Below are 15,763 nucleotides of genomic sequence, written 5' to 3'. Positions count from 1 at the left end.
CGCGCCCCGAGCTGCGCGGCAGCGGCGAGCGCGGAGGCCGCCGTGGCCCCCCCGCCGAGCACGACGACCCGCTCAAGCCCACCGACCCCGGCCTCACCGAGCGCCGTCACGATCCCGTACACATCAGTGTTGTCGGCGACCCACCGCCCACCCCTGGGCACCAGCGTGTTCGCCCCGCCCACCTTGACGGCCAGCTCACTACTCTCATCCGCGAGGGCCAGCGCCGTCCGCTTCAACGGCATCGTCAACGAAAGCCCCGCCCATGGCTCCCGCAGAAATCCGGCCAGCCCGTCCTCGACGCACTCATGCGCCTCATAGCTCCACCCGTCCAGCCCGAGCGCCGCATACGCGGCCCGATGCAGAACGGGTGAGAGCGAGTGCTCGATCGGCGACCCGAGGACTGCGGCGCGCATCACTGGCCCGGGTTCTTTTTGGCCCATTCGTCGAACTTCTTCACGTTCTTCGCGTGTTCGGCGTCGGTCTCGGCGAATTCGGTGATCCGGTTGGTCGGATCGGTCGTCACGAAGTACAGCCATTTGCCCGGCGTCGGCGACAGCACGGACTTGATCGACTCAAGCCCCGGACTGCTGATCGCGCCTATCGGAAGGCCCTGGTGAAGATAGGTGTTGTACGGCGACGGGGTTCTCGTCTGCTCAATCGACACGTGATAAGTGCGTTTCTTGAGAATGTAGAGGATCGTGGTGTCGAAACGCAGCGGCATGTCGATCTTGAAGCGGTTGAAGATCACCCGGGCGATCTTGCGGCGGTCGGAGGGCTTGCCCGCTTCCGCCTCGATCAAGCTGGCCATGGTGATGATCTGGTAGGGCGTGAGGTTGACCTTCTTGCCCGCGGCGGCCAGGTTCAGCGGCTCTGTCTCCTGCTTGAAACGGTCGACCATCGGCTTGAGGAGCTGCGCGGCGGTCGCCTTCGGCGGCAGGTTGTACTGACCCGGGAAGAGATATCCCTCCAGATCGCCCTTGGCATAGGCCGGGAGACCAAGGGACTTCGGGTTCTTCCTGACCTTCTCGAACTCCTTGAACGGGATCTTCGTCTGCTTGGAAAGGAGCTGGAAGACCTCGTAGGCGCGACGGCCCTCGGGGATGTTGATCACTCCGGCGCGCGACTTGGGGTCGAGCATCAACGTCAGAGCCGCCAGGCCCGACATCTGCTTGCGCATGTTGTAGAAGCCCGGCTGGATGCTCTGGGACTTGGGGTTTTCCTTGGCGGCCTCGGTGAAGGCCTTCGCGGTCTTCACGACGTCGCTCTTCTGGAGGGTCGCGGCGATGGCGGAGGTGTAGTCGCCGTCCTTGACCTCGATGGTGACGGCGCCGGTGCCTTCGCCGGTGTAGTCGCCGGGCTGCATGTAGTTCTTCAGCTTGGTGTAGCCGAAGTAGCCGCCGCCGCCGATGACCACGGTCAGGAAGAGGAGGGCGGCGACCGCGGCCGCGCCGCCGCCGCGCCTCTTGCGCTTCTGCTTCTTGCGCTGTTCAGAGCGCTCGGACCGGCTGTCCTGCCGGGTCTCGTCGCCCCAGAAGTCGGTGTTGTTCACTCTCTCCCCTTGACCGGAGCGCCCGGCGGATTACCGGTGAGCCGCTCCGCGTCGAGTGCTGCCTGAAGCAGGACGGTCGCCGCGGCCTGGTCGATGACGCCACGCTGGTTCTTGGCTTTGGTGCCGCCGGACCGCAGCCCGGAGGCCGCGGTCACGGTCGTGAGACGTTCGTCATAAAGACGTACCGTATCGAAGGGGAGTTTACGCGCCAATCGGACGGCGAAGTTTCGGGCCGACGCCGCCGCGGGACCCTCGCGGCCGGACAGGTTCGTGGGCAGCCCCACGATCACTTCGACGGCCTCGTACTCGGCGACCAGTTCGAGGATCCTCGCGACGTCGCCCCGGCCCGCCTTGACGGTCTCCAGGGGCGTCGCGAGGATCCCGGCGGGATCGCTGCGGGCCACGCCGATCCGGACACTGCCCACATCGACGGCCAGCCTTACGCCGTTTCTCACACGTGCCTTTCCGAGCTCACGCCGTGGCGACGGCGTGCTCGACGACGTTCAGCGCCTCGACGATCTTCTCGGCGTCGGCGCCGCCGCCCTGTGCAAGATCGTCCTTCCCGCCGCCGCCGCCGCCCAAAACCTTCGCGGCGACGCCCACGAGCCGCCCGGCCTTCTGGCCGCGCGCCCTGGAGTCCTCGTTGGTCGCGACGACCACGACGGGCTTGTCCTTCGGCACCCCGACGATCATGACGACGGCGGGGCGGCCCTGGAGCCGGTCCCTGACGTCGATCGCGAGCTTCCGCAGGTCGTCGGCGCCCGCCCCGTCCGGCGCCCGGTGGGCGACGTAGGCGATCCCGTTGACGTCCTTGGCGTGCTTGGCCAGGTCGCCGGAGGCGGCGAGGATCTGCTCGGCGCGCAGCCGCTCCAGGTCCTTCTCGGCCTCGCGGAGCTTGGTGACGATCGAGTTGATCCGCTCGGGCAGCTCTTCGCGGCGCGCCTTGACCTGGTCGGCGAGCTGGTTGACCAGCACGCTCTCCTTGGCCAGGAAGCGGAACGCGTCGATGCCGACCAGGGCCTCGACCCGTCGGACGCCCGCGCCGATCGACGCCTCGCCGAGGATCTTGACCAGGCCGAGCTGGCCGGAGGAGCCGACGTGGGTGCCACCGCACAGTTCGCGCGAGTAGTCCCCGACCTCGATCACCCGGACCTCGTCGCCGTACTTCTCGCCGAACAGCGCCATCGCGCCCATGGCGATGGCCTCGGACTGGGAGGTGACGAGCGCGCGCACCTCGAGGTCGTCGATGAGGACGGCGTTGATCTCGTCCTCGACGTCCCGGAGCACGGAGGCGGGCACGGCGCCCGAGGCGGTGAAGTCGAACCGGAACCGTCCCGGCGAGTTCTCCGAACCGGCCTGCGCCGCGGACTCGCCCAGCGCGTTCCGGAAGCCCTTGTGGACCATGTGGGTCGCGGTGTGCGAGCGGGAGATGGCCTTGCGGCGGCTGGTGTCGATCTCGGCGAGGACGGTGTCCCCGGCCCGCGCGACGCCCGACCTGACCTTGCCCTTGTGCACGATCAGGCCCTTGAGCGGCGCCTGGACGTCGAAGATCTCGACCTCGGCGCCGCCGGAGAACCGGAGCACGCCGTGGTCGGCGAGCTGGCCGCCGCCCTCGGCGTAGAACGGGGTGCGGTCGAGGACGACCTCGACGTCGCTGCCCTGCACGGCCTCGACGACGTTCGCGCCGTTGATCATCAGCCCGACCGCCCGGCCCTCGCCGGTGAACTGGTCGTAGCCGAGGAAGTCGACCGAGCCGCCGGCCTGCTCCAGCAGGTCGCCCAGGACGGAGACGTCGGCGTTGCCGGTCTTCTTCTCGCGAGCGTCGGCCTTGGCGCGTTCGCGCTGCTCGGTCATGAGGCGGCGGAAGCCCTCCTCGTCGACCTTGAGGCCCTGCTCGGCGGCCATTTCGAGGGTGAGCTCGATGGGGAAGCCGTAGGTGTCGTGCAGCTTGAAGGCGTCCGCGCCGCCGACGGTGTCGCGGCCGGACTCCTTGGACTGGTGCGCCGCGACGTCGAAGATCGTCTCACCGGTGCGCAGGGTCCGCAGGAAGGACTCCTCCTCCGCGTCAATCACGGTGTGGATGTTCGCGGCGGTGCGGATCAGCTCGGGGTACTGCTCGCCCATGGCGGAGATCGCGGTCGAGGTCAGCTCGTGCATCGCCCCGCCGTCCTGCAGGCCGAGCAGCCGGACCTTGCGGATCGCGCGGCGCAGGATGCGCCGGAGCACGTACCCGCGGCCCTCGTTGGAGGGGATGATCCCGTCGGAGACCATCATCATGCCGGAGCGGACGTGGTCGGCGATGACGCGCAGCGACACGTCGTCGGTGTGGTCCTTGCCGTACTGCGACTTGGTGAGGGTCGCGGCGTGGTCGAGGATCCGCCACATGGTGTCGGTCTCGTAGATGTTGTCGACGCCCTGCAGGATCGCCGCCATGCGCTCCAGGCCCATGCCGGTGTCGATGTTCTTGGCCGGCAGCTCGCCCGCCACATCGAAGTCGATCTTGGAGCGGACCGTGGAGAGCTGGTACTGCATGAACACGAGGTTCCAGACCTCGAGGTAGCGGTCCTCGTCGGCCTCGGGGCCGCCCTCGCGCCCGTACTCGGGGCCGCGGTCGTAGTAGATCTCCGAGCAGGGTCCGCCGGGGCCGGGAACGCCCATGTTCCAGTAGTTGTCGGCCAGGCCGCGCCGCTGGATCCGCTCGAACGGCACCCCGACGACCTTGTTCCACAGTTCGGCGGACTCGTCGTCGTCGTGCAGGACCGTCACCCAGAGCTTCTCCTCGGGGAACCCGAACCCGCCGTCGGCCTCGGAGCTCGTCAGCAGCTCCCAGGCGTAGGGGATCGCCTTCTCCTTGAAGTAGTCCCCGATGGAGAAGTTGCCGAGCATCTGGAAGAAGGTGCCGTGGCGGGTGGTCTTGCCGACCTCTTCGATGTCGGGGGTGCGCACGCACTTCTGGGCGCTGGTCATCCGGACCGCGGGCGGGGTGCGCTGGGCCAGGAAGTAAGGCTTGAACGGAACCATGCCCGCGTTGACCAGGAGCAGAGTGGGGTCCTCGGCTATCAGGCTGGCCGAGGGGACGATCGTGTGCCCGTTCTGCTCGAAATACCGCAGGTATCGGCGCGCTACTTCAGCCGACTCCATGATTGCCGTCCTTGCTCTCGTCGATGGAATTCACCGGAATGGGTCGCGCCTGGATGATCCGCCGTTTGCGGGGGTCCTCCGGGGGCGTCTGGTCTAGTGCGATGGCCTCGCGCAGCTCGGCTTCGCGTTCCGCGGCGTGGTACCGCACCTCGTCTGCGAAGCTACGCAGCCGGTCGGTGGTGCTGCCACCGGTTTTCACGGCCTGGGTGACGGCTTTCACCGCGATGTTCTGCGGGGTGAGCTGCTTGACGAACCGGGTGGCGCGACGCTGGGCGTACAGCGCGGTGCCGGCGCCCACGGTGATCCAGAAGATTCGCTTCACTTCTTGCCTTTGCCGTTGCGCTGCGCCGGGAGCTGGGGCCGCTGCGGCTCCTCCGGACGGCCGAGTGCCTTGCGCACGCCGTAGGAGAAGGCGGCGGCCTTCACCAGCGGACCGCCGACCACCGAGGTCATCACGGTGGTGACGGCCGAGACGTTCTGGCTGACGCCCGCCATCTGCTTGGTGATCACGTCGGTCCTGTCGAGTTGCTCACCGGCCTGCTCGACGGCCCGCGCCATGTCGTCCAGGAGGGGGCCCGCCTGGTCGCCGAGGTCGGCCACCAGCTTGGTGGTCTCGTGGAGCAACCGGGCCAGCTTCAGCAGCGCCAGGGCCAGGAAGCAGACCAGGATCGCCCAGAACACGGCCACGATGAGGCCTGCGAGCTGTCCGCCTGTGAGCATGGTCAGTGACCCTATCGTCTATGGGCTCCTCAGACGGTGACCTGGTAGCCGAGAGCCAGTTCGTCGCCGGGCAGGCCCCTGATCCCCCAGTTCTCCCGGGGAGTCTCGAAGATCGTGATCTCGATGTCCTGGGGCGCGATGCCCGGCTTCTCCGCCAACCGCGAGTAAAGCCCGCGAATCAGCCTTTTCTTGGCGTCAATACTACGCCCGGTGAAGATGCTGATCTCGATGATCAGGTAATCGGCCGAGCGGTCGGCCGGATGGACGTAGTCGGCCGCGTCCAGTCCGAGGAAACGGTGGAACCGCTTGTCCTCGGGGTACTGGAGCGCTTCGACGACCGCTGCGTGGACGCTGTCGGAGATCTCTCCGCGTGCCCGCTCGAACAGCTCCTTGCGGCCGTAGAACTTGATCTGTCCCATGATCACCCAGCTTAACGGCCCCTGATGACCGATCGGATCCGGCTCAGCACCTCGGTGAAACGGTTCTCCGCGCCGTGCGTCGTCGGACGGTAGTACTGCTTGTCGGCCAGTTCGTCGGGCGCGTACTGCTGGGCCACGACCCCGCCGGGGAAGGAGTGCGGGTACTTGTAGCCCTTGCCGTGGCCGAGCTGTTTGGCGCCCTTGTAGTGGGCGTCGCGCAGATGGTTGGGGACATGGCCGACGAGCCCGCGCCGGACGTCGCCGATGGCCTCGTCGATCGCGGTGATCACCGCGTTGGACTTGGGGGCGAGCGAGAGATGGATCACGGCCTGCGCCAGGTTGATCCGTGCCTCGGGCAGCCCGACGTGCTCGACGGCCGCCGCGGCCGCGATCGCCGCCTGCAGGGCCGTGGGATCGGCCATCCCGATGTCCTCGCTGGCATGGACGATGAGCCGGCGGGCGATGAACCGGGGATCCTCCCCCGCGACGATCATCCGGGCCAGGTAGTGCAGGGCCGCGTCGGGGTCGCTGCCCCTGATCGACTTGATGAACGCGCTGATCACGTCGTAGTGCTGGTCGCCGTCGCGGTCGTACCGGACGGCCGCCCGGTCCACGGCCTTCTCCAGGAGGTCCACGGTGATCTCGCCGTCGGCGACCAGGTCGGCGGCCTCCAGATAGGTCAGGGTGCGCCGGGCGTCTCCCCCGGCCAGCCGGACCAGATGGTCCATCGCCTCGTCGGTGATCTTGGATTTGACGCCGCGTTCGTCGGCGAGCGCCCGCCGGATCACCTCACGGATGTCGTCGTCCTCCAGCGGCTGGAGGGTCAGCAGCAGCGAGCGGGACAGCAGCGGGCTGTTGACCGAGAAGAACGGGTTCTCCGTGGTCGCGCCGATGAAGGAGACCCAGCGGTTCTCCACGGCGGGCAGCAGGGCGTCCTGCTGGGCCTTGTTGAACCGGTGCACCTCGTCCACGAACAGCAGGGTCTGCCGTCCGGACATGCCGAGATCCCGTTTGGCCTGGGCGATGGTCTCGCGGACCTGCTTCACACCGTCCGAGACGGCCGAAAGCTCGACGAACCGCCGCTTCGTGGCCCGGCTGACCACGTACGCCAGGGTCGTCTTGCCCGTGCCGGGAGGGCCCCACAGCACCAGGGACATGGGCGAATCCCGGTCGACGAGCTGACGGATCGGAGTTCCCTGACCGAGCAGATGCGCCTGTCCGATGACCTCGTCCAGGTTCCGCGGCCGCATCCGCACGGCCAGCGGCGCGTTCGCCTTCTGGATCTCCTCCGCGGGCTCATCGAACAGACTGTCCATACGATGACACTATCCGCCGACACTATCCGCCGCCGCGGGTGGCACCATCCGGCGCAGTCCATTCCCTGCGTTGCGGTTGACAGACGGCCGCGCACAGGCATGACTAGTTCCCCATGACAGCGGAACCCAGCGGTTACGAGCGCGCCCTCGATCTCTTCGAGGCCGTGGTCGCCGGCGTGCCCGCCGACGGCTGGGACTCCGCGTCGCCGTGCGCCGGATGGACGGCCCGCGACGTCATCGGGCATGTGATCGAAGGCCAGCGGGAGATCATCGCCCTGGCGCGCCAGGAGGCTCCGCCCGCGCCCGTCGAGGAGCCCGCCAAGCTGGCCGGGACCCATCCGATGCGCTCCTGGCGGGAGGCGCGCACCGACTGCGCCGCCGCCCTGACCGAGCAGGCGCTCGCCCGGGACATCCCGTTCGGCGGTTTCGGCGAGCTGCCGCTGCACGTCCTGCTCGACACCTATGTGCTGGAGCTGCTGGTCCACGCCTGGGATCTGGCCGCCACCAACGACCAGCCCCTCACCCTGGACGGCGATCTCGTCCACCACGCGTTCAACACCGCCCAGGTCGTCGGCAACTCGATGCGCGCCGAAGGCCTGATCGGCCCGGCGCTGACCCCGCCGCCGGGTGCGGGCGAGCTCACCCGGCTGCTGGCGTTCCTCGGCCGCGAACAGACCGGCTGACAGCGGAAAGGGCCGGAGCGCAGCGCCCCGGCCCTTCCAGTCGGTCCTACTTCTCCTGAGCCGGCGGCTTCGGCTGGGCGTCGACGCCCGCCTCACGCCGCTGCTGCGCCGTGATCGGGGTCGGCGCGCCGGTCAGCGGGTCGAGCCCGGACGCCGCCTTCGGGAAGGCGATGACGTCGCGGATGGTCTCGGCGCCGATCAGCAGCGTGACCAGGCGGTCGAGACCGAAGGCGATGCCGCCGTGCGGGGGCGGGCCGTAGTTGAAGGCCTCCAGCAGGAAGCCGAACTGCGACTGCGCCTCCTCCGTGGACAGGCCGATCGCGTCGAACGCCCGCTCCTGGACATCCTTGCGGTGGATACGGATCGAGCCGCCGCCCAGTTCCGTGCCGTTGAGCACGAGGTCGTAGGCGTTGGACAAGGCCGCGCCCGGGTCCTTGTCGAAGATCTCGACGCTGTCGGCCGTCGGGGCGGTGAACGGGTGGTGCACCGCGTGCCAGCCGGTCTGCTCGCCCTTGTCGTTCTCGATCGGCTCGAACATCGGGAAGTCGACGACCCAGAGGAAGTTCCACGCGTCCTTGTCGATCAGGCCGCAGCGCGCGCCGATCTCCAGCCGGGCCGCGCCCAGCAGCTCCAGGGAGCCGGTGCGGCGGCCCGCCGAGAAGAAGATCGCGTCGCCCTTGGACGCGCCCGCGGCGGCCGCGAGGCCCGCCAGGTGCTCCTGCGACAGGTTCTTGGCGACGGGGCCGCGCAGCTCGCCGCTCTCCGCGTCGACCAGCACGTAGGCCAGGCCGCGGGCGCCGCGCGCCTTCGCCCAGTCCTGCCAGCCGTCCAGCTCCTTGCGGGTCTGGGACGCGCCGCCCGGCATGACGACCGCGCCGACGAACTCCGACTGGAACACCCGGAACTCGGTGCCCTGGAAGTAGTCGGTGAGGTCGACCAGCTCCTGGCCGAAACGGGTGTCGGGCTTGTCGGAGCCGTAGCGGGCCATCGCGTCGGCGTAGGTGAGCCGGGGCAGGGGCAGCGGGATCTCGTAGCCCGCCAGCTCCTGCCAGATCCGGGCGATGAGCGCCTCGCCGACGGCCAGGACGTCCTCCTGGTCGACGAAGGACATCTCGACGTCGATCTGGGTGAACTCCGGCTGCCGGTCGGCGCGGAAGTCCTCGTCCCGGTAGCAGCGGGCGATCTGGTAGTACCGCTCCAGACCGGCCACCATCAGGAGCTGCTTGAACAGCTGCGGCGACTGCGGCAGCGCGTACCAGTGGCCCGGCTTGAGCCGCACCGGCACCAGGAAGTCGCGGGCGCCTTCCGGGGTGGAGCGGGTCAGGGTCGGGGTCTCGACGTCCACGAACCCGAGGTCGCGCAGCACCTCACGGACCAGGAACGTGGCCTCCGAACGCACCCGCAGGGCCTTGGCGGCCTGCTCGCGCCGGATGTCGAGGTAGCGGTAGCGCAGCCGCACCTCTTCGTTGACGTTGACGTCGCCCTCGATGGGGAACGGCAGCGGAGCGGACTCCGACAGCACCTCGATGTCGGTGGCGACGACCTCGACCGCGCCCGTGGCGATCTCGGTGTTCTCGTTGCCCGCGGGACGGATCCGGACATCGCCCGTGATCTTGACGCAGTACTCTGACCGCAGGTCGTGGGCGGTGTCCTCCTCGCGGAAGACGACCTGCGCGGTGCCGGAGGCGTCGCGCAGGTCGATGAAGGTGACCCCGCCGTGGTCGCGGCGGCGCGCCACCCAGCCGGCCAGCACGACCTGGGTCCCGGCGTCCTCCGCCCGGAGCGACCCGGCCTCGTGCGTGCGAATCATGAAAGCTTCCCCTTGATGACGGTGACGACTTCGGTGAGCGGGACGGCGATCTGCTCGCCGTTGGCCAGATCCTTGAGCTGCGCGGATCCGGCCTCGATATCCCGGTCGCCGAGGATCAGGGCGTAGGCCGCGCCCGAACGGTCGGCGCCCTTCATCCCGGCTTTCATGCTCCGCCCGCCGAAGCCGAGGTCGGCGGCGATGCCTTCGCGGCGCAGCGCGGTGACGAGCTTGAAGATCTCGCGGGCGGCCTGGTCGCCCAGCGCCACCCCGAACACCTGCACGGACGTGCCCTTGACGGCCTCGACCTGCTCGGCCTCCATCGCCAGGACGGTCCGGTCGACGCCCAGGCCGAACCCGATGCCGGGCAGCGCGGGACCGCCGATGGTCTCCGACAGGCCGTCGTACCGGCCGCCGCCGCCGATGCCCGACTGGGCGCCCAGCTTCGGGTGGTCGAACTCGAACACGGTCCGGGTGTAGTAGTCGAGGCCGCGCACCAGGCGCGGGTTGTCGACCCAGGCGATGCCCAGGTCGGCGAGCAGTTCGCGGACCTTGTCGTAGTGCGCCTTGCAGCCGGCGCACAGGTGGTCGACCATCAGCGGGGCGTCGGCGACCTGCGCCTTGACCTCGGGGCGCTTGTCGTCGAGCACGCGCAGCGGGTTGACCTCGATCCGCGCCCTGCTGTCGGCGTCCAGGTCGAGGCCGCGCAGGAACGACTGGAGCGCGGCCCGGTAAGCGGGACGGCACTCGGCGTCGCCCAGCGAGTTCAGGTTGAGCGTGAACTCACGCAGCCCGAGCGAGCGGTAGTAGTCGTAGGACAGCGCGATGACCTCGGCGTCGATCGCCGGGTCGTCGGAGCCCAGCGCCTCGAGGTCCACCTGGTAGAACTGCCGGTACCGGCCGCTCTGCGGCTGCTCGTACCGGAAGACGGGGCCGACGGCCCACACCTTCACCGGCAGACCGCCCCGGTGCAGGTTGTTCTCCAGCACCGAGCGCAGCACGCCCGCGGTCATCTCCGGACGCAGTGTGACCGAACGGTCGCCCTTGTCCTGGAAGGTGTACATCTCCTTGTTGACGACGTCCGTGGACTCGCCGACACCGCGCGCGAACAGCTGGGTGTCCTCGAAGACGGCCAGCTCCACGTAGGAGTAGCCGGCGTTCGTCGCCACGGCCGCGAACGCGTCGCGTGCCGCCAGGAACGCCGCCGAGCGCGGCGCGACATATTCACTGACCCCCTTGGGGGCCTGGAAGGTGCTCATCTGTTTCAGAAGCCTTTTCGTGGGCCTTCGGCGGGCGCGAGATCCTGCAGATACGGATTGGTGACGCGCTCACGGCCGATCGTGGTCTGGTTTCCGTGGCCCGGCAGGACGACGGTCTGGTCCGGGAGCGGCAGGCACACCCGTGCCAGGCTCTCCAGGATCGCCGCGTGGTTCCCTCCCGGGAGGTCGGTGCGTCCGATCGACCCCTCGAACAGAAGATCGCCGGAGAACATGATCTGGCGTTCCTCGTCGTAGGGGGTCCGGAAGGTCACCGACCCGGGTGTATGGCCCGGCGCGTGGTCGACGGTCAGCTCCAGGCCCGCGAGCTTCATGACCGCCCCGTCGGTGAGCTCCCTCACATCGTCGGGCTCGCTGAGCTCGAGACCGCCGAAGAGCTGCGCGGACGTCACGCCGAACCCCTTGGCCGGGTTGCTGAGCAGTTCCCGGTCGTCGGGGTGGATCCAGGCGGGGACGTCGCGGGCGCCGCAGACGGGAGCGACCGACCACACGTGATCGAGGTGACCGTGGGTGAGGATCACCGCGACCGGCTTGAGCCTGTGCTCTCTGAGGAGCTCGTCGACGCCGTCGGCGGCGTCCTGCCCCGGGTCGATGATCACGCATTCCTCGCCCGCCGCGGGCGCCACCACATAGCAGTTCGTGGCGAAGGACCCTGCGGGAAACCCGGCGATGAGCACGATCGACCTCTCGGCTGATGCCGCCCTTACACGCGGGCGGCTTGGATGCACGGAATGTAAATCCGAGCCTACCGACTTGCCCCGCCTCCCCGCGAACGGGAATGCCGTGTCGGGGCGTGCGCCGGGCGGCGGCTCGGACCGATACGATGCCCTGCACCTGATCAACAGAGCGTGCACGGGACAGTGAGGCGAGGAGGCGGCCGGGTGGCTGGCAAGGACCGCAACAAGCAGTTGGCGCGTGAGCGTTTTGAGCGTCAGCAGGCGCGGCGGGCGGCCGAAGAGGCCAAGGCCAAGCGTCAGCGGACGATCGGCGCGGTCATCGCGTCCGTGGTGGTGCTGGGCGCGGGCGTCGCCGCCTTCGTGCTGACCCGGGGGGACGACAAGAAGGACGATGTCGTCGCCCAGCCGACGGGCAAGACCGCCGCACCCGGTGAGTGCGCCTACACGCCGACCGCCGAGGCCGCCGCCAAGGACGTCGGGATTCCGCCGGCCGACCCGCCCGCGACCGCCAAGAAGACGGTCAACGCGACGATCAAGACGAACGTCGGCGACGTCAAGGTCGAGCTCGACGGCAAGAAGGCGCCCTGCACGGTGAACTCGTTCACCTATCTGGCGAGCAAGGACTACTACGCCAAGACCCCCTGCCACCGGCTCACCGTCTCCGAGGAGAAGACCGGTCTGAAGGTGCTGCAGTGCGGCGACCCGTCGGGCAGCGGCAACGGCGGCCCCGGGTACGGCTACGGCGTCGAGAACGTCAAGGACGCCAAGTACGCCGAGGGCGTGCTGGCGATGGCGCGGACCTCCGACCCGAACAGCAATGGCAGCCAGTTCTTCATCGTTTACGGCGATTCCACTAGCCTTCCTTCTGAGTACACGGTCTTCGGGAAGGTGACCGAGGGCCTGGACAAGATCAAAGAAGTGGGCAAGGCCGGAGCGGAGGCACCCGACGCGAACGGGAACACCGCCCCGAAGAAGAAGGTAGAAATCAGCAGCATCACGATCGCGAAATAACAGCGGTCGGGAGCGCTAGTGTTTGGTAGGCCCGGACACACCGAAGAAGAATCCGGGCCATGACGCAGGAGGCAAGGGTGTCCAGCGCCACAGATCCGTGGGGCCGTGTCGATGAAGAAGGCACTGTCTACGTGAAGACCGCGGACGGCGAGAGGGTCGTGGGTTCCTGGCAGGCAGGCGCCCCTGAGGAGGCCCTTGCCTACTTCAAGCGCAAGTTCGACTCGCTCTCCACCGAGATCGGCCTGCTGGAGCAGCGGATCAAGACTACGGATCTCGCTCCCGCGCAGGCGGCGAGCAGCATCGAGCGGCTCCGCGAGTCGGTCGTCGACGCGCACGCCGTCGGGGATCTCGACGGTCTGGTCAAGCGGCTGGACGCGCTGTCCGAGCTGTCGGGCAAGAAGCGCGAGGAGCTGAAGGTCCAGCGGGACGCGGCGCGCGGTGCGGCCAAGGAGGTCAAGGAGCGCATCGTCGCCGAGGCCGAGCGGATCGCGACCGAGGAGACCCACTGGAAGAACGGCGGCGAGCGGCTGCGCCTGCTGGTCGAGGAGTGGAAGGCGGCCGAGCGCATCGACCGCGCCACCGAGACGGTGCTGTGGAAGCGCCTGTCGACGGCCCGCAACTCCTTCACCAAGCGGCGCAAGGCCTACTTCTCGACGCTGGAGGACCAGCGGTCCAGCGCGCAGGGTGAGAAGGAGAGCCTGGTCGCCGAGGCCGAGGCGATCTCCGGCTCGACCCAGTGGAACGACACGGCCGCCGCCTACCGCGAGCTGATGCGCCGCTGGAAGAACGCCGGTCGCGCCTCCCGCGAGGCCGAAGAGGAACTGTGGGGCCGGTTCAAGGCCGCGCAGGACACCTTCTTCAACGCCCGCAAGGCCGCCTTCGACGAGCGTGACGCCGAGTTCGCCGGCAACGCCGAGATCAAGGAGAAGCTGCTGGTCGAGGCCGAGCGGATCCTGCCGATCGGCAACATCCGCCAGGCCCGTCAGAGCCTGCGGACCATCCAGCAGAAGTGGGACGAGGCGGGCATGGTCCCGCGCGACTCCAAGGAACGCCTGGAAGGCCGGCTCCGCAAGATCGAGGACGCCGTGCGCCAGGCCGAGGAGTCGGAGTGGCGCCGCTCCAACCCCGAGGCCAAGGCCCGCGCCGAAGGCACCGTGGCCCAGCTCCGCGCCGCCATCGAGAAGCTGGAAGGCGAGCTGGCCAAGGCCCAGGCCGCCGGGAACGCCCGCAAGGTCAAGGACGCGGAGGACGGCATCACCGCCCGCCGCGCCTGGCTGGAGGAGGCCGAGCGCACGCTCGCCGAGTTCAGCTAGCAGTCGCTTTTCCCGAAGGCCCGGTCGGTTCCGACCGGGCCTTCGGGCTGTGCGGGGGTCGGCGTTACGGGGACGTCGCAAGTTGGCAAGGTCCGGCCAGCGAATATGAGGGTTCTTCACCTATGCCGGGGCGTGGATCTAGACTCGGCCCACCTCATCCTCCCCACCCCCCTCGGAGGCCCTCAGTGAGATTCCTCTTCCGCGGCGCCGCGGTGTCCGGTGTCGTCGCCGCGACCCTGCTCGTCCCCACCTCGGCCGCGCGGGCCGACTACCAGCCGTCCGACGGCGACTTCGCGGGCTGCCCCGCCCCACCGGCCGGCGCGATCCGGCTGCTCTGGAACTGTGTCGCGGTCAACCTCGACAAGGGCAAGGTGAAGCTCGGCTCGATCAACCAGACCCTCAGCACCCCGATGAAGATCAGCATCGCCATCGGCTACCACGAGGGCAAGATCATGACGATCACGGGCGGGCTCGGCGGCGGATCCGCCGCACAGGCCGTCACGGCCGCGGGCTCCCCCGGCTTCGAGTTCGAGGTGCCGGTGGTCGGCACCATCAACGTCAGCATCGACCAGGCGGGCCCGATGGGCGGCACCGGGCTGATCCCCGAGAGGATCCCGCTGAAGATCCACCTCAGCCACTGGCTGCTCGGCGGCAACTGCTACATCGGCACCGACGCCGACCCCCTCGTCATCAAGCCGGTGATCGCCCGGCCGCGGGTCGAGCTCCTCAACTGGACCCCGGTGGTCCGCGCCGACGTCTCCGACACCACGTTCGCCGTCCCCGGCGCCAGCGGCTGCGGGCTGGGCGTCGGGCTGATGGACGCGATCGTGAACTCCGCCGCCGGAACGCCCAGCGCGTCCGGCAACAACAGCATCACGTTCGACGCGTTCGTCCGGATCCGCAACTACCAGCTCGGCAACCTCACCCCCACCCTCGGGATGCTCGGCAACGCGGCTCCGGCCAAGTAGCCGACGTGCGGACGGCCCTGCGCGGGGGCCGTCCTCACGCCTGCGGTTCGGTCCTGGACGTGGGGCGGGCGCGGAGGTGGGCGCGTTCGCCCTGCTTGCCGAACAGGCTGAGGAACTCGACGGCCACCGGATCGGCGGCGCCGAACCAATGCGGCACCCGGGTGTCGAACTCGGCGGCCTCCCCCGGCGCGATGATCAGATCGTGTTCGGCGAGGACGACCCTGAGCCGTCCGTTGAGGACGTAGAGCCACTCATAGCCCTCATGGGTCTTCAGATCCGGGGTGTGGCGGTGGCTGCCCGCCGGAATGATGATCTTGTATGCCTGGATGCCGCCGGCCCTGCGGGTGAGCGGCAGCATGGTCATGCCGTTGGCGGTGATCGGACGCAGATGGATCCGCGGATCACCGGTGGGCGGGGCGTCGACCAGCTCGTCGAGGGTCACCCCGTGGGCCTTGGCCAGCGGCAGCAGCAGCTCCAGGGTCGGCCTGCGGGAGCCCGACTCCAGCCGGGACAGGGTGCTCACCGAGATGCCCGTCGTCGCGGCCAGCTCGGCCAGGGTCACCTCACGCTGCTTGCGCAGGGTCCGCAGCCGCGGCCCGACCGCGCCCAGCGCCTGCTCCAGCTCGTCCATTCCGCCAGTTTGCCATACCGGCAACGTGGTTTGCGGAATCTGCTGGGGCTCCCGCACAGTTGCAGGGAACGGAAGGGAGCCCCATGTCCAGGGAGTTCGACAAGGCCTACTGGGAGGACCGCTACCAGGGGCGCGAGGCGCACGTCGTGCCGCCCAGCCCGTATCTGGTGGCCGCCGCGGCCGGGCAGGTACCCGGCGCGGCGCTGGACGCCGGGTGCGGCGAGGGCGCGAACGCGCTCTGGCTGGCGTCG

15 protein-coding genes and 1 pseudogene are annotated in these 15,763 nt (G+C 69.1%); 4 read left to right on the top strand and 12 right to left on the bottom strand.

Going from position 1 to position 15,763, the window contains the following annotated elements; genetic code table 11:
- From ACYVE7_RS15165 to ACYVE7_RS15130, 8 genes and pseudogenes are all read right to left on the bottom strand, one after another.
- Positions 1 to 413: pseudogene (locus tag ACYVE7_RS15165) on the bottom strand (shikimate dehydrogenase); the annotation flags it as partial.
- Complete coding sequence (mltG, locus tag ACYVE7_RS15160) at positions 413 to 1,549, bottom strand: endolytic transglycosylase MltG (protein WP_460365329.1); 1,137 nt, start codon at positions 1,547 to 1,549, stop codon at positions 413 to 415. The pseudogene ACYVE7_RS15165 and the gene mltG, both read right to left, overlap by 1 nt.
- Positions 1,546 to 2,004: a Holliday junction resolvase RuvX gene (ruvX, locus tag ACYVE7_RS15155; RefSeq protein WP_460365328.1), complete on the bottom strand. Its 459-nt coding sequence runs from the start codon at positions 2,002 to 2,004 to the stop codon at positions 1,546 to 1,548. Before ruvX ends, mltG begins: the two co-directional genes overlap by 4 nt.
- A 16-nt stretch (positions 2,005 to 2,020) precedes the next feature.
- Positions 2,021 to 4,690 carry an alanine--tRNA ligase gene (alaS, locus tag ACYVE7_RS15150; protein WP_460365327.1) on the bottom strand — a complete coding sequence of 890 codons (2,670 nt, stop codon included), beginning with the start codon at positions 4,688 to 4,690 and terminating at the stop codon, positions 2,021 to 2,023.
- Positions 4,677 to 5,012, bottom strand: a complete 336-nt coding sequence (locus ACYVE7_RS15145; protein ID WP_460365326.1) for a DUF6167 family protein — start codon at positions 5,010 to 5,012, stop codon at positions 4,677 to 4,679. The genes alaS and ACYVE7_RS15145 overlap by 14 nt, the downstream gene beginning before the upstream one ends.
- Complete coding sequence (locus ACYVE7_RS15140) at positions 5,009 to 5,410, bottom strand: DUF948 domain-containing protein (protein ID WP_460365325.1); 402 nt, start codon at positions 5,408 to 5,410, stop codon at positions 5,009 to 5,011. Before ACYVE7_RS15140 ends, ACYVE7_RS15145 begins: the two co-directional genes overlap by 4 nt.
- A gap of 29 nt (positions 5,411 to 5,439) precedes the next feature.
- On the bottom strand, positions 5,440 to 5,829 hold the full coding sequence (locus ACYVE7_RS15135) for a tautomerase family protein (RefSeq protein ID WP_460365324.1): 390 nt from the start codon (positions 5,827 to 5,829) through the stop codon (positions 5,440 to 5,442).
- Positions 5,830 to 5,840: 11 nt separating this feature from the next.
- Positions 5,841 to 7,145, bottom strand: coding sequence for a replication-associated recombination protein A (locus ACYVE7_RS15130; protein ID WP_460365323.1), 1,305 nt, complete (start codon positions 7,143 to 7,145; stop codon positions 5,841 to 5,843).
- Positions 7,146 to 7,258: 113 nt separating this feature from the next.
- Here ACYVE7_RS15130 and ACYVE7_RS15125 point away from each other — a divergent pair, with 113 nt between their 5' ends.
- On the top strand, positions 7,259 to 7,828 hold the full coding sequence (locus tag ACYVE7_RS15125; protein WP_460365322.1) for a TIGR03086 family metal-binding protein: 570 nt from the start codon (positions 7,259 to 7,261) through the stop codon (positions 7,826 to 7,828).
- 46 nt (positions 7,829 to 7,874) lie between these two features.
- Here the strand turns inward: ACYVE7_RS15125 and aspS are convergent, their stop codons facing one another.
- The 3 genes from aspS to ACYVE7_RS15110 are packed head-to-tail and all read right to left on the bottom strand — an operon-like array spanning position 7,875 to position 11,589.
- A complete protein-coding gene (aspS, locus tag ACYVE7_RS15120; protein WP_460365321.1) occupies positions 7,875 to 9,638 on the bottom strand; it encodes an aspartate--tRNA ligase in 1,764 nt (587 codons plus the stop codon).
- Positions 9,635 to 10,894, bottom strand: coding sequence for a histidine--tRNA ligase (hisS, locus tag ACYVE7_RS15115; RefSeq protein WP_460365320.1), 1,260 nt, complete (start codon positions 10,892 to 10,894; stop codon positions 9,635 to 9,637). Before hisS ends, aspS begins: the two co-directional genes overlap by 4 nt.
- Before the next feature lie 5 nt (positions 10,895 to 10,899).
- The gene (locus ACYVE7_RS15110) at positions 10,900 to 11,589 is read right to left on the bottom strand and encodes an MBL fold metallo-hydrolase (RefSeq protein ID WP_460365319.1); all 690 of its coding nucleotides are present in this window, start codon (positions 11,587 to 11,589) and stop codon (positions 10,900 to 10,902) included.
- 204 nt (positions 11,590 to 11,793) lie between these two features.
- On the opposite strand from ACYVE7_RS15110, the gene ACYVE7_RS15105 reads away from it, so the two are divergent.
- The 3 genes from ACYVE7_RS15105 (at position 11,794) to ACYVE7_RS15095 (ending at position 14,881) form a co-directional block, all read left to right on the top strand.
- Positions 11,794 to 12,600, top strand: coding sequence for a peptidylprolyl isomerase (locus ACYVE7_RS15105; RefSeq protein WP_460365318.1), 807 nt, complete (start codon positions 11,794 to 11,796; stop codon positions 12,598 to 12,600).
- A 59-nt stretch (positions 12,601 to 12,659) separates the two neighbouring features.
- Positions 12,660 to 13,913 (top strand): DUF349 domain-containing protein, encoded by a 1,254-nt coding sequence (locus ACYVE7_RS15100; protein WP_460365317.1) that lies wholly within the window; start codon positions 12,660 to 12,662, stop codon positions 13,911 to 13,913.
- Between the two features lie 185 nt (positions 13,914 to 14,098).
- On the top strand, positions 14,099 to 14,881 hold the full coding sequence (locus ACYVE7_RS15095) for a hypothetical protein (protein WP_460365316.1): 783 nt from the start codon (positions 14,099 to 14,101) through the stop codon (positions 14,879 to 14,881).
- Between the two features lie 34 nt (positions 14,882 to 14,915).
- On the opposite strand, the gene ACYVE7_RS15090 is transcribed toward ACYVE7_RS15095, so the two are convergent.
- The gene (locus ACYVE7_RS15090; protein ID WP_460365315.1) at positions 14,916 to 15,512 is read right to left on the bottom strand and encodes a helix-turn-helix domain-containing protein; all 597 of its coding nucleotides are present in this window, start codon (positions 15,510 to 15,512) and stop codon (positions 14,916 to 14,918) included.
- Positions 15,513 to 15,763: the final 251 nt, after the last annotated feature.

The organism is Actinocorallia lasiicapitis (assembly GCF_054778695.1).
Note: the sequence above shows the minus strand (reverse complement) of the source record. Positions and strands in the feature narration are given on the sequence as shown.